Source organism: Corynebacterium incognita, assembly GCF_014217255.1.
In the GTDB taxonomy this organism is placed as follows: domain Bacteria; phylum Actinomycetota; class Actinomycetes; order Mycobacteriales; family Mycobacteriaceae; genus Corynebacterium; species Corynebacterium incognitum.
Window position 1 is genome coordinate 1,230,071 of record NZ_CP059404.1, and the last position, 13,417, is coordinate 1,243,487.

The 13,417-nt window shown below is 62.4% G+C and carries 11 protein-coding genes; 8 read left to right on the forward strand and 3 right to left on the reverse strand.

The genetic code is table 11. The annotated features are described in order from the left end of the window. Position 1 precedes the first annotated feature (1 nt). Positions 2 to 301 (forward strand): hypothetical protein, encoded by a 300-nt coding sequence (locus tag H0194_RS05630; RefSeq protein WP_185174993.1) that lies wholly within the window; start codon positions 2 to 4, stop codon positions 299 to 301. Here the strand turns inward: H0194_RS05630 and H0194_RS05635 are convergent. The 3 genes from H0194_RS05635 to H0194_RS05645 all read right to left on the reverse strand — a co-directional run bounded on the left by H0194_RS05635 (position 273) and on the right by H0194_RS05645 (position 3,445). Then, positions 273 to 1,385, reverse strand: a complete 1,113-nt coding sequence (locus H0194_RS05635) for an HNH endonuclease signature motif containing protein (protein ID WP_185174994.1) — start codon at positions 1,383 to 1,385, stop codon at positions 273 to 275. The two genes, H0194_RS05630 and H0194_RS05635, sit on opposite strands and share 29 nt — an antisense overlap. 76 nt (positions 1,386 to 1,461) lie before the next feature. Beyond that, the gene (locus H0194_RS05640; protein ID WP_185174995.1) at positions 1,462 to 2,031 is read right to left on the reverse strand and encodes a YqgE/AlgH family protein; all 570 of its coding nucleotides are present in this window, start codon (positions 2,029 to 2,031) and stop codon (positions 1,462 to 1,464) included. Then, positions 2,018 to 3,445, reverse strand: a complete 1,428-nt coding sequence (locus H0194_RS05645) for a CCA tRNA nucleotidyltransferase (protein ID WP_185174996.1) — start codon at positions 3,443 to 3,445, stop codon at positions 2,018 to 2,020. The genes H0194_RS05640 and H0194_RS05645 overlap by 14 nt, the downstream gene beginning before the upstream one ends. 28 nt (positions 3,446 to 3,473) lie before the next feature. Between H0194_RS05645 and H0194_RS05650 the strand changes: the two genes are divergently transcribed. The 7 genes from H0194_RS05650 (at position 3,474) to trxB (ending at position 13,413) form a co-directional block, all read left to right on the forward strand. Further along, positions 3,474 to 4,034, forward strand: a complete 561-nt coding sequence (locus tag H0194_RS05650) for an NUDIX hydrolase (RefSeq protein WP_185174997.1) — start codon at positions 3,474 to 3,476, stop codon at positions 4,032 to 4,034. After that, positions 4,031 to 5,779, forward strand: a complete 1,749-nt coding sequence (locus tag H0194_RS05655) for a DUF6049 family protein (RefSeq protein ID WP_185174998.1) — start codon at positions 4,031 to 4,033, stop codon at positions 5,777 to 5,779. The genes H0194_RS05650 and H0194_RS05655 overlap by 4 nt, the downstream gene beginning before the upstream one ends. Then, on the forward strand, positions 5,779 to 8,946 hold the full coding sequence (murJ, locus tag H0194_RS05660; protein WP_185174999.1) for a murein biosynthesis integral membrane protein MurJ: 3,168 nt from the start codon (positions 5,779 to 5,781) through the stop codon (positions 8,944 to 8,946). Before H0194_RS05655 ends, murJ begins: the two co-directional genes overlap by 1 nt. 75 nt (positions 8,947 to 9,021) lie before the next feature. Next, entirely contained in the window at positions 9,022 to 9,546 is a 525-nt protein-coding gene (locus tag H0194_RS05665; protein ID WP_185175000.1) for a YceI family protein, read from the forward strand. Between the two features lie 17 nt (positions 9,547 to 9,563). Beyond that, positions 9,564 to 11,825, forward strand: a complete 2,262-nt coding sequence (gene pepN, locus H0194_RS05670) for an aminopeptidase N (RefSeq protein ID WP_185175001.1) — start codon at positions 9,564 to 9,566, stop codon at positions 11,823 to 11,825. A gap of 81 nt (positions 11,826 to 11,906) precedes the next feature. Next, positions 11,907 to 12,437: a sigma-70 family RNA polymerase sigma factor gene (locus H0194_RS05675; RefSeq protein WP_185175002.1), complete on the forward strand. Its 531-nt coding sequence runs from the start codon at positions 11,907 to 11,909 to the stop codon at positions 12,435 to 12,437. A 49-nt stretch (positions 12,438 to 12,486) separates the two neighbouring features. After that, positions 12,487 to 13,413: a thioredoxin-disulfide reductase gene (gene trxB, locus H0194_RS05680; protein WP_185175003.1), complete on the forward strand. Its 927-nt coding sequence runs from the start codon at positions 12,487 to 12,489 to the stop codon at positions 13,411 to 13,413. Positions 13,414 to 13,417 lie beyond the last annotated feature (4 nt).

A 13,417-nucleotide genomic window follows, 5' to 3' on the forward strand; every position in this document is an offset into this window, starting at 1 on the left:
CATGCTCTACGTTAAGACCACGCTCACGATCCCAGGCGCATCCGCTACCCACGTCGCCGAACTGCGCGAAGTTACTTCCTCGGAATGCGAAATGGTGCGCATCGTAGCCTTGGCGCCGCAAGGGATCGCGGGTGCAGCCACCAAAGACACCCGAGTAGGGAGCATTGACATGCCGAGTCGCAAGGTTCCACACCCGGACACCTACGGGGATTTTCCGGACATTTCCGCCGAGCACATCGTTGAAGCCGAATTCGAAGCTCTCTGGGAGAGGGCTAAACTCGAGTGGCCCGGCCTCGCCTAGACTTCCTCCTTTGCGCAAACGTTTGTAGCCAACGTCGCTGGTTGGGGGCCAGCGGTCCAGTCGGCTTATCCATCACCCAGGTGCCATCCTCCATGAGCCAAACTATCTCGGCCGTGACGGGGTCCATGATGTATCTTGCCCGACGGTCGGTCTTGATGTTGTGGTGGTGTTGGCACAGGCTCACCAGGTTCCATGGCGCGGTGGGCCCGCCCTCAGCCCATTCGATGCGATGGTCCTTCTGCGCACGGTGCGCGGGCACTCCGCAACCCGGCCAGCGGCAGGTTCCGTCGCGCCCTTCGACAAACCGCTTCATGGGCTCGGTAGGGGTGTAGTTGGTGGTCACCTGCTGAGCCGCAGCATCAATGTCTGTGAACTTACCTTCAAGGTGTCCCGACAGCCAGCCAACTCCACTGACCCACTGCGGGGCGTCGGGAATGTCGAGCGCCTTGTAGGTGTGCACCACAATGTGGGTCTTTTTAGTACCCAGAACGGCGCGGACGAAGGCCTCGGGCAGGGTCAGCTTTTCCTGTTTCGCCACTGTGCGGATTCGTTCTTCGACCGCGCGCATCTGGGCGGGCTGGAGTAGGGCATTGAACGCCCCCTTTGTGTCGTCGATGTAATTGAAGGTAACAGAGTCCTCTGAAGGCGCGGAGTCTTCTTCCGTGCGTATGACGTCCATGATCTTGGACCTAATCCGTGCCGCGGACGGCATGATTTGGTTGGGGCGGGACGGGGTCAAGAAGTCCACGAGGACTGCATCGACGGTTGCGAGTACCTCCTCATCATCAACGGCCACGAGTGCCCGATCGATGGCGAGAATGCGGTGCAAATCAAGGTGGAACATGCGCTCGTGGAGTGCGCGCAGGTGCGGTAGCTCGTCGAGTCGGTAAAGGCTAAGAAAGATGTTGGTTACTCGGGTATCAGAGGTGCCGGTGGCCCGCGCAACGCGCGCGGCGGCAATCTCTACGTCGTCTGATTCGGAAGGTAAATACCGCCGGTACATCTCGTATTCTTGGCGGCGGAGTTGGTGGGATTGGCGGGCTAAGTCGTCTGTCGTTGAACAATGGGCATAAAAGGCATCCATGGCCCCTCGGTTCGCTAATTAGTTCGAAACTCTGGACGCCACCCACCATAGCCCAGCCCCGCCCCCTGCACAAGACCTAATTCAAAAATAAGTTCGAAGGAAAGGTCGCGTAGAGGGGCAACGGCATTTCCTGGCGGTGCATTATTTCGCCCCAGACGTCACCCGAGCTCATGACATCATGTGCCAACGCCGGCGCCACATACCATTCCCCGGCGGCAACTTCTTCCTGCACAACGTGCGTCTCCCAGCGCTGATGGCCGGAGAAAAACCGCACACCCTTCGCGTACTGTTTGATAATGTTCGGGTCCGCCCCCATCGCCACCTGGGCGAGCTGGGGCCCGAAAGGTTGGAAGAGGTCGGTTGGGGCAGCGGCGTCGCCAAGCACGGCGATAGCAAAAACCGCGTTGTTTTCATGGGGACCACCCACAAAGAACGCTTGAGGTTTGAAAGCGACCTCGTGCCACTCGGGGAGCAGGTTAAAAACCGGTACCTCGCTGCGTACCGTGAGGTCAACACCCAGAGTGTAATGTCCATTCTGGCCAATGATGAGCGTGGCGGTCCGTTGCGCACCAGGGGCGCTGAGGAGCACCGTTCCCGGCGCAGGTTCCCGCTTCTCCAGCGCGTTGAAAAGCCTATCCGCGTACATCTGCCCACCACCTCTTGAGCTCCGCGATAGCTTCCTCGCGCTCCATCGGCCCGTTCTCTAGGCGCACTTCCTTCAGGTACGCCCACGCCTTACCGACGTCCGGCCCGGGGGACAGGTCGAGGATCTCCATGATCTCGTTGCCGTCTAGATCGGGCCGCACGCGAGCGAGGTCCTCTTTCGCCGCGATGTCCGCGATGCGTTCCTCGAGGTGATCGTAGGTACGCTGCAAACGCTGCGCCTTACGCTTATTTCTGGTCGTGCAATCCGCACGGACAAGTTTATGCAAGCGCGGGAGCAGATCCCCGGCGTCGTTGACGTAGCGCCGCACCGCGGAGTCGGTCCATTGATTCTCCCCGAAGCCATGGAAACGCATGTGCAAAAAGACGAGGTTTGCGATGGCCTCCGTCGTCGCCTTGGGGTATTTCAGCTTGCGCAGACGCTTGCGCACCAGCTTCGCTCCCACGACCTCATGGTGGTGGAAAGTCACGCGTCCGTCGGTGGTGTCCTTGGTGTCGGGCTTTCCGACGTCGTGAAGCAGCGCCGCCCAGCGCAGCACCAGGTCCGGCTCCTCCTCCTGGTCGATTGCCTGGCGAAGGACCTGAAGTGAGTGCGCGAAAACGTCCTTGTGCTGGCGATGCTCGTCCTCCGCCATGGCGAGAGCGGGGATTTCGGGCATGATGCGGGCGAGCAGTCCGGTGTCGGTGAGCAGGCGGATGCCGGCCTCCGGGTTGACGCCGAGTATGAGCTTATCCAGCTCCACCTGGACGCGTTCGACGGTGATGCGGTCGATCTCCGCAGCCAGGTCCGTCATCGCTGCCTTGACGCGATCCGCTACCGCGAAATCGAGTTGGGAGACGAAACGAGCGGCTCGCAACATACGCAGCGGGTCGTCGTGGAACGAGCGTTCCGGGCTATCCGGGGTATCGATGAGGCCGGCGGAAAGATCGCTGAGTCCGCCCATGGGATCGTGAAACTCCCGGGTGGCCATGTCGATGGCCATGGCGTTGACCTTGAAGTCACGGCGCACCAAGTCCCCGTCCAGCGTGTCGCCGTAGCTAACTTCGGGGTTGCGGGACTCTCCATCGTAGGAGTCCGCGCGGAAGGTGGTGATTTCGATCTGTTGGCCCTTGTACACGGCGGAGACGGTGCCGAAATCAATGCCGGTATCCCAGACCTTCTCAGCCCAGTCTTCCAGGATGCGGGAGACCACGTCGGGGCGAGCGGGGGTGGTGAAGTCGAGGTCGTTACCGAGCCGTCCGAGTACCAGATCGCGCACCGATCCGCCCACGAGATACAGGGGGTGGCCTGCGTCGTCGAAACGCTGTGTGAGGCCTTCAAGTAGTTGCGCGAGGGAGGAAATGACCTGCTCCGCCCGCGCCAAAGGTGCGACTGCTTGAGTGTCTCCGGAATTCATCGGCCTAAGTCTACTACGATTACCTGCGATGACTAATAACGATTCCAAGCGTCGACGCCGGCGACGTCGCTCCCGGGAGACGCAGCGTATGGAGACCCGCGACGAGACCTCGGCGGGTGGCCTTGTCGTCTCCGGCTTGGCCGAGTCGGTCGTAGACGGAGAGGTGGATCTCTCCCGTATGTACGTCGCGCTCATCGGGCGGCTCGATCGCCGCGGGCGCATCCTGTGGTCCATGCCCAAGGGCCACGTGGAAAACAATGAGGCCAAGGACAGGACCGCTGAGCGCGAGGTCTGGGAGGAAACCGGCATTTATGGCGAGGTGTTTTCCGAGCTCGGCGTCATTGACTACTGGTTCGTTTCCGACGGCGTGCGGATCCACAAGACCGTCCACCACTTCTTGCTCCGCTTTGTCGACGGCCAGCTCAACGACGAGGACCCGGAGGTTACCGAAGTCTCGTGGATTCCGGTTTCCGAGCTCATCGAGCACCTGGCTTATGCCGACGAGCGGAAGCTGGCGCGCACGGCGCACGACGTCTTGCCCAAGCTCGCGCTGAAGGAGGCTGAGGCGGGAAGGGCTACGCCCCGGTGAAACGTGCGATCCTGGCAGCCCTGATCCTGGCGACGAGTCTCCCGGTGGCACACGCACAACCCGGGGGAGAGGTAGGCCTGGAGATCGTCGGGGAGCCCGAGTACCGCGTCGCTGAAAATCAGCCCTGGACCGTGGAGTTTGACGTGCGTAACGAGGGGAATACCCCCATCGAAAACCTGCAGATAACCTCCCGGCGCGGTGACGCCGCCACCTCTCCCGCGGCCTTGGAGGAGTACCTGGTCACCGGTGCGTTTCCGTATTACGGCAAGCAGGAATTCTTGGATCCGCTCCAACCAGGGCAGTCCCGGACCGTCACGATGGAGGTCCCCCTCGATCCGAAGGACAAGGCGTCGCTGGCCATCGCGGACCCCGGCACGTACCCGCTGTTGTTTACCCTCACGGGCACCCAAGAGGGCCAACCGGTGAGCTTGGCGCAGACCAACTCCGTGCTGTGGGTCGGCGATAAAGCCAAGCCGAAAGTCTCGATCATTTACCCGGTGGTAGAAGACGTCAACGTCACTCCGGGCGCTACCGGGGGAGAGCCGTTCCAGCTCGTCGATGATTCCTTGGCCGAGAGCTTCGCCGACGGCGGGCGCGTCAATACCTTGTTAGACAACTACTTCGCCGCCGATATCGAGGGCTGCATCGCGGTGGACCCTGCGCTTGTCGACGCCGCGAACCACATGCAGCACGGATACGACGTGGGGCCGAAACGTCCCCCGGTCGTCGAGAAGCCACGGCGCCTGCGCGATTCCTGGTTCCAGGATGAGGAAGAAGCCGACGTGGTCCCCGGCAAGGGCGCCCACGATGCGGCGGCCTTTTTGGATCAGCTGTCCGCGGCGGACTGCGTGGTGCCCACCACGTGGGCGCAGGTTGATGCGCAGAAGGTCAAGGCGGTGGGCAACCGCTGGCTGCTGCGCGAGGCGACGACCCGCGGCACGGATACACTCTCGCGCGTGTTGGGAAAGAACTCGGACTATATCCACGGCGTCTCCGACATTGGCGAGGATCCCGCCCTGACCCGGTTGCTGCAGCGTTACCCCGCGGCGTTAGGGACGGCCAAGGGTAAGACGGTCGCGGTCGTCGACACGCCAGCGGCGCTCAAGGTGGCCGGAAGCTTGCCGACGATCCCGTTGCCCTCCGGCAGCACTACCCTGACGGCGGAGGATTTCCCGGCCCGGGAGCGGATCGCGCGCCACGCCGCGGACATCGACGAGCTGATGAACGTCATGGACAATGACCCGAATATCGCCATGAGTCGCTATGGGTTCACCGCGCCTCTGCGGCGCGACCTCCTCTACGCCATGAATGGCGACATGGACCGCCTAACCGTCACGGATCAGGTGGTCACAGACTTGCAGGATTCGGTGGCGTTGATTCCTCCCGGTAACATCGTGACTCGGATTTCTCAGTCCTCGCCGCTGCTGGTCGTGGCCAAGAACGGGCTCCCGCTGCCCGTGAACGCGACTATCGGGCATTCGGGAACGACGCTGTCGGAAACGAAGTCAGTCCGGATTCCGGCACGGGGATCAATCACCGTGTCGCTCACCACCCAGATGCCTGACGGCCACGATCGTAGTGATCTGGACCTGTGGCTGGCCTCGCCCGCGGGAGTGCCGATTTCGGAGCCTGTCAGAATCACTGTGCAGACACGCGCCGGTATCGTGGGGGTTTCCACGTTTATCGCGTTGTGTGGTCTTGCCGTTGTCATCGCAGTCATCGTTAGAAGAAAAAGACAGAAATAATGAGCCATTCCACTCGCAGCAGAATTGTTGAGCCTTCGCCCCCAGCGCCCGTCGTGGCGCCCCGCGTGGTGCCGTCTCCGCCCGAGCCGGTCGAGGATAAGTCTGCGCTCACGGGTGCCAACGCAACGCCGGAGAACGAGTCCAACGAGTCGGTGATTCGTTCTACCGGCTCGATGGCTATCGCGACGTTGATTTCTCGTATCACGGGCTTTTTGCGCACGGTGTTGATCAGTGCGACGTTGGGCGGCGCGATCACATCAGCGTTTAACACCGCGAACCAGCTGCCGAACCTCATTACCGAGATCGTGTTGGGCGCCGTGCTCACCTCCCTGGTGGTGCCGGTGTTGGTGCGCGCGGAAAGAGAGGATCCGGATAACGGCGCGATGTTCGTCAGACGCCTGTTTACGTTGGCGTTTACGCTGCTAGCCATCATCACGGTGTCCTCGGTCGTTGCCGCACCACTACTGACCAGGATGATGCTGACCAGCGATGGCGAAGTCAACACCACGCTGTCGACGTCGTTTGCGATTCTGCTGCTCCCGCAGATTTTCTTCTACGGCTTGTTCGCCTTGTTCCAGGCGGTGCTCAACACGAAGTCCATCTTCAAGCCTGCGGCGTGGGCGCCGGTGGTCAATAACGTCATTTCCATCGCCACGTTGCTGCTGTATTGGACGCTGCCAGGCTCGTTGAATCCCGTGGCCCCGGCTCCGGTGACCGACCGCCACGTCCTGCTGCTTGGCTTGGGCACGACGCTCGGCGTGGTGTTGCAATTCGCGATCTTGCTGCCGTTCATCAAGAAGGCGGGGATCGATCTTCGCCCACAGTGGGGCCTAGACGACCGCCTGAAGCAGTTCGGCGGGATGGCTCTCGCCATCGTGGCCTACGTGGCTATTTCCCAGTTGGGTTATATCGTGACTACCCGTGTGGCGGCGTCGTCGTCCGCGGACGCCCCGGGCATCTACCAGCAGGCGTGGCAGTTGTTGCAGATGCCGTACGGCATCATCGGCGTCGCCTTGCTCACCGCCATCATGCCGCGCCTGTCACGCAACGCGGCGGCCGGTGACGACCGCGCGGTCATCCACGACTTGCAATTGGCCACTAAGCTCACGCTCATTGCGCTCATCCCGATCGTCATTTTCATGACGGGCTTCGGCCAGTATCTGGGCATTGGCCTGTTCCAGTACGCAGAATATGACCGCGAGGTCGCCTCAGTGCTGGGTTACACAGTGAGCTTTTCTGCGTTCACGCTCATCCCTTATGCCATTGTGCTCCTGCACCTGCGCGTGTTCTACGCCCGCGAGGAGGCGTGGACCCCGACCTTCATCGTCGCCGGCATCACCGCGACGAAGATCCTGCTGTCACTTCTTTCTCCGTTCATCGCCAGCTCGAACGAGGCCGTCGTGACGCTGCTGGGTGCAGCCAACGGTTTCAGCTTCATCTCCGGCGCGGTCATCGGCAGCTTCCTTCTCCGCCGCAAACTCGGCAATTTGGGCGGCCGCCTGGTCATGCACACGTCCCTGTGGGCCACCGCGGCGGGCATCGTCGGTTTGGCCGTGGCCCTGGTGGTGCGCTTCCTCATCGACCTGTTGGTCCCGGAGCCCCAGCCATCGCTGCTCATCCTGATCCAGGTCATCGTGTGCGGCGTTGTCTTTGTGATTGTCACCGGCATCGTGTTGAGCTTCTCCAAGCTGCCGGAGGTCCAAAACTTGGGCCGCGCGATGGCGCGCATCCCGGGCGTGGGCCGCTTCATCCACCCGAACGAGGATTCCGCCATCCAGGTGGAAGAGCCAGATGCGCGCGAGATCAGTGCGCAGATGATGGCTCAGGACACCTTCAATGCTTCGCCGGTTCCGCCGCCGATGTCCGCCGGTGTGGTGCGCGGTCCGCGGCTCGTCCCCGGCGCGCCGGTCTCCGACGGTCGCTTCCGCCTCTTGCGCGAACATGGTTCGGTGCCGGGCGCGCAGTTCTGGCAAGCCCGCGAGCAGTCCACGGGTAGGGAAGTGGGACTGACGTTTGTCACCACCACCTCGCAGGCCCCGATGGCTCCTGCCACTCCGGCGGTGGCCGCTCGCCGCTCTGCGGAGATTTCCCGCCGCACCCGCAAGCTCGGCCAGCTGGGCCTGTCGTCGGTGGCCGACAACATCGAGATTCTGTCGTACCGCTCCGGCTGCTTGGTGGTGGCGGACTGGGTCGAGGGGACGTCGCTACGCCAGGTCGGCGAGTCCGACAACCTGGACCCGCACGCCGTCGCCCATGCTCTGCAGCCGCTGGTGGAGGATACCCACGCGGCGCACGAGAATGATCTCGCCATGGGCCTGGACAACGCCGACCGGATCCGCATTTCTACCGCCGGTAAGGCAGTGCTGGCGTTCCCGGCCGTGTTCACGGATGCAGACGAGGAATCGGATCGTGAGGCCGTGGGTTCGGCGATTACCTTGTTGGTCACATCGACCAGCCCCACCCCCACCATGCTGCGTGACATCGCGGAGAGCGACGCTCCGCTGCCGGAGATTGCCGAGCAGCTGCGCGAGTTCGCGCCCGATGACGAGGCCCTGGCCGTGGAGGAAGAGGCCGAGATCGAGGTGGAGGAGCAGACCAGTGGTTTCGGCAACCGCGGCTACTCCGGTTCCGGCGTGGCAGCTATCGGCGCGACGGCGATTGTTTTCGTCGTTCTCGTCGCGGCGATTACGGCGTGGCTTATCTCCATGTTCGGTTCACAATCCGAACAGAAACCGATTACTCCGGAATCTATTCAGGGTTCGCAGGAACAGGTTGCGGAGGTGCCGCCAGTAATGCTGCAGCGTTCCGACGCTCGCGTTCTGCCCTCGGGCGCTGCGGCCACCGATGTCATTGATGACGAGCCCGCGACAATGCAGGAGATCGATAGCTCGAACAACGAGATCGCCGTGCGGGTGGAGAACCCGACGCAGCTGCGCCACGTGCTGATTACCTCGAATGTTGGCGGCGCGAAGGTGGAGATTCTGGGGCTCAAGGGCGCCACGCCGGGAGAAACGTTGGGCGAGGCCACGCTGCACAAGGCGGCCAACAACATCACGCTGGAGGAGTCGGCGAAGGTCTACGACGGCGTCGTGGTGCGGTTCACGGATTTGCCGTCGAAGCGGGACGTGATGATCTCAGAAATCGAGCTCACTGGTCTACCCCGTTGACAGGTGAAAGAAGCAGAGTATAATGATTGGTGACGTGTCAACAATCGGCGCGCAGAACTTAGAGGAGAACTAATCATGATCAACGGTACTTTCACCCTGGACCACGCACACACCATCATCGGCTTCGTAGCCCGCCACGCCATGGTGACCAAGGTGCGCGGCAACTTCGCGGACTTCGATTCAACCGTCGTCGTCGACGGCGAGAACTCTAACGCCACCGCCACCATTAAGACCGCTTCCATCGACACCGGCAACGCTGACCGCGACGGCCACGTCAAGGGCGAGGATTTCTTCGACGTAGAGAAGTTCCCGGAGATGACCTTCACCTCCACCTCTTTCGACGTGGACGAGAACGGCAACGGCACCGTCACCGGCGATCTGACCATCAAGGGCACCACCAAGCCCGTCACCCTGGACGTAGAAACCGAGGGCGTGGCCGAGGACCCGTTCGGCAACACCCGCCTGGGCTTCGAGGCCACGACCAAGATTAATCGCCCGGACTTCGGCATCGACTTCAACGCTCCGCTCAAGACCGGCGGCATGCTGGTGTCCGAAGAAATCAAGATTGAGATCGAAGGCTCTGCGATCAAGCAGGCTTAAGCGCTAATCTAAGGGTCATGAATTTGACCCACACCGAAGCGACGACGAGGACGAACTCGTTGTCGCTTTCTTCGTATCACATCCACGTCGATCTCACGCAAGCGCGAACCGCTGAGACGTTTCCCGTGCGCACGACGGTGGAATTGACCACCACGGCACCGCAGACGTTCCTGGATTACCTGGGCAAAGAGGTCCACAGCGTCCAGGTCAACGGCGAGCGTGTCGACGCCCCGTTTAACAACGGCCGCATCCACCTCACGGATCTCCCGACGAACGCGCCCGTGACCGTCACCGTCGAGTCCTCCTCGTTCTACTCGCGCACCGGCCAGGGCCTGCACCGTTTTACCGATACCGCGGACGGGGAAACCTATCTCTACTCCCACTTCGAGCCCTCGGACGCCCGGCGCGTGTACCCCTGCTTTGACCAGCCGGACCTCAAGGCCTCGTTCGGCATTTCCCTCGACGTCCCCGAGGGCTGGGTGGCGCTGACCAACGGCACCGACAAGCCAATGTCCACCTACCTCACCGCCCTGGCGGCGGGGCCCTACGTGTGCAAGAAGGACTCCTGGAACGACATCGAGCTCGGCGCCTGGGCGCGCAAGTCCATGGCGGAGTACGTGGACGACGAGATCCTGGAGATCACCAAGCAAGGCCTGGAATTCTTCCACGAGGCCTACGATTTCCCCTACCCGTGGGGCAAGTACGACTCCATCTTCGTGCCCGAATACAACCTCGGCGCAATGGAGAACCCAGGGCTGGTGACCTTCACCGAAAAGTACCTGTTCCGCTCACAGGCCACCCGCGCCCAGCACGCCGCACGCGCCAACACCATCCTGCACGAGATGAGCCACATGTGGTTCGGCGACTTGGTTACCCCGCAGTGGTGGGACGACCTGTGGCTCAAGGAGTCTTTCGCCGAGTTCATGGGCGCCGACGCCTCCGCGCACGCGACCCGCTACACCGAAGCCTGGGTCAACTTCGCGGGCAACCGCAAGAACTGGGCGTACATGCAGGACCAGCTGCCCACCACGCACCCCATTAAGGCGGAGATCCCCGACGTGGACGCCGCACGCCAAAACTTTGACGGCATTACCTACGCCAAGGGCGCGGCCGTGCTCAAGCAGCTTGTCCACTTCGTCGGACGGGAGAACTTCTACGCCGGCGCCCGCGACTATTTCAAGGCACACCAGTTCGGATCCGCCACCTTCGCGGACCTGTTGGACTGCCTGTCCGCCCATACGGATCGCGATGTGCACGGATGGGCGAACCAGTGGCTCAAGACCACCGGTCCGGACACGCTGCAAGTGGTGGACAGCCAGATCCTGCCCACGCGCCTGCCGCACCGCATCGACGTCACGGTATTCGACGCCGACCTGCAACCCACCACCGTGGACGTGGACGTGCCGGCGGCGGTCCCCGCCGGCGAGCTCGTGGTTCCCAACGACAACGACCACACCTACGCCAAGGTCGTCTTCGACGAGCGGTCCCTCGACACCATCCGCGAGCGGCTCTCCGCGCTTCCGGACATCACCCGCGCGGTCATCTGGACCGGCCTATGGAACCAGGTCCGCGACGCGGAGCTCGATCCGCGCACCTACATCGACATCGTCTTGCGCCACGTGCGCGGGGAAAACATCACCATCGCCACCCAGGTGCTGGCCAATGCGCAGTTCGCGGTGTCCCACTACGTTGACGTCCCCGATTTCGCGGAGCGTGTCTGGGCGCTTGTCGACGCCGCGGAGCCCGGCACCGACGAGCACCTCGTCCTGCTCCGCGCGGCGATTGCCGCGGGCGGCGTCGACAGGCTCAAGGCCTACGAGACCGAGGACACCGAGCTGCGCTGGGCTATCCTGCGCCGTCTGGCCGCGCACGGCGAGGAGGTGGACGCCGCCGCCGAGCTGGAGCGCGACAACACGCTCACCGGCAAGGCCGAGTACCTCGGCGCCACCCTGACCGCGCCCACCATGGAGAACAAGGACAAGATCTTCACCGAGATCACCACCCCAGGCAAATACTCGAACGCGGAGGTGGACTCGCTGGTGCAGGCATACAATGCGCCCGGCTCACAAGAACTACGGGCGCAGCTAACAGAGCGCTTCTTCACGGCGCTTCCCACCATCTGGGAGCAGCACCCCATCGAGATGGCCAACCGCTTCATTCGCGGGCTGTACCCGGATGACGATCGCAGCGTCGACGCCGAGGGCGCGCTGCGCCGCATCCTGCTGGAAGAACAGGATCACGTGCGCCGAACTCAGAAAATTCGCGCCGCTGCCAAATAGAGTGTGCAATTCCGCCTAGAAAAGTTGTCCCGCTTGGGTTGAAATAGAACTCAAGCAACAACTTTTCCGGGGGGAAAATTCGTGAGCATTGAAGATGCGCAATTAGTGGATCAATTCTTAAACGGGGACTCAAAGGCGTTTAGCGCGATCGTCGACAAGCATCGGGGGCGCCTCACCAAAGTCGCGCGGCGATACACCCGCAACGAGACCGACGCCCAAGACATCGTGCAAGAAGCCTTTTTCAAGGCCGCCCGCAGCATGGATACCTTCCGTCGAGACGCCAAGCTGAGCACCTGGCTGCACCGCATCGTGATGAATACGGGCTACGACTTCGTGCAAAAGGACAAGAAGCGGGACCTCGTGGGCTTCGACGCCATCGACGAAGAGCGCGACCCCACCTTTTCTTTCGACCCCACCTCACGCATCGAGGTCAGCCTCGAGGTGGCTGAGGCCCTCCATTCGCTCTCCGAACCGCAGCGCGACGCCCTGCTGCTGACAGAGGTCGCAGGATATTCCGCCCTCGATGCCGCCAGCATCCTCGGCGTCGCACCAGGCACCATCAAATCACGGCGGGCACGCGCCAAGGAAGCGTTAAAATCGGCCATTTCTTGACACAGGGGTAGACTTTGGGCGTTAACGCATCGACTAAAGAGGAGTTCTTGTGACCATTCACGACGTAGCCATCGTCGGTTCCGGCCCCGCCGGATACACCGCGGCGCTGTACGCTGCACGTGCCGAACTCAACCCCATCGTCTTCGAGGGTTTTGAGTACGGCGGTGAATTGATGAACACCACCGAGGTGGAAAATTACCCCGGCTTCCAGAAGGGCATTATGGGCCCGGAGCTCATGGAGGAGATGCGCGCGCAGGCGATTCGCTTCGGCGCGGATCTGCGCATGGAGGAGGTGGACTCCATCGAGCTCGAGGGCGACGTCAAGCGCCTACACGTGGGCGACGAGGTCATTGAGGCCCGCACCGTTATCCTGGCCACCGGCGCCGCCCCGCGCCACCTGGGCATCCCGGGTGAGCAGGAGCTGACCGGCCGTGGCGTGTCCACCTGCGCAACCTGCGACGGATTCTTCTTCAAGGATCACCACATCGCCGTCGTCGGCGGCGGCGACTCCGCGATGGAGGAGGCCACGTTCCTCACCAAGTTCGCTGAGAGCGTGACCATTATCCACCGCTCCGAAAACTTCCGCGCCTCCAAGATCATGCTGGAGCGCGCCCAAGACAACGACAAGATCAAGTGGCTGACCAACACCACCGTCGAGCGCGTCATCGAGGCCGACGGCAAGGTCTCCGGGCTGGAGGTCAAGAACGTAGTGACGGGGGAGACCTCCACGCTGGACGCCACCGCCATGTTTGTGGCCATCGGCCACGATCCGCGTTCCGGATTCCTCAACGGTCAGGTGGAGCTTAACGACGCCGGCTATGTCACCGTCAACCACCCAAGCACCGCTACCTCGTTGCCGGGCGTGTTTGCCTGCGGTGACCTCGTAGACGACTACTACCAGCAGGCCATCACCGCTGCGGGTTCCGGCTGCCGCGCGGCCATTGACGCGGAACATTTCCTCGCTGCGAACCGATAGGAAT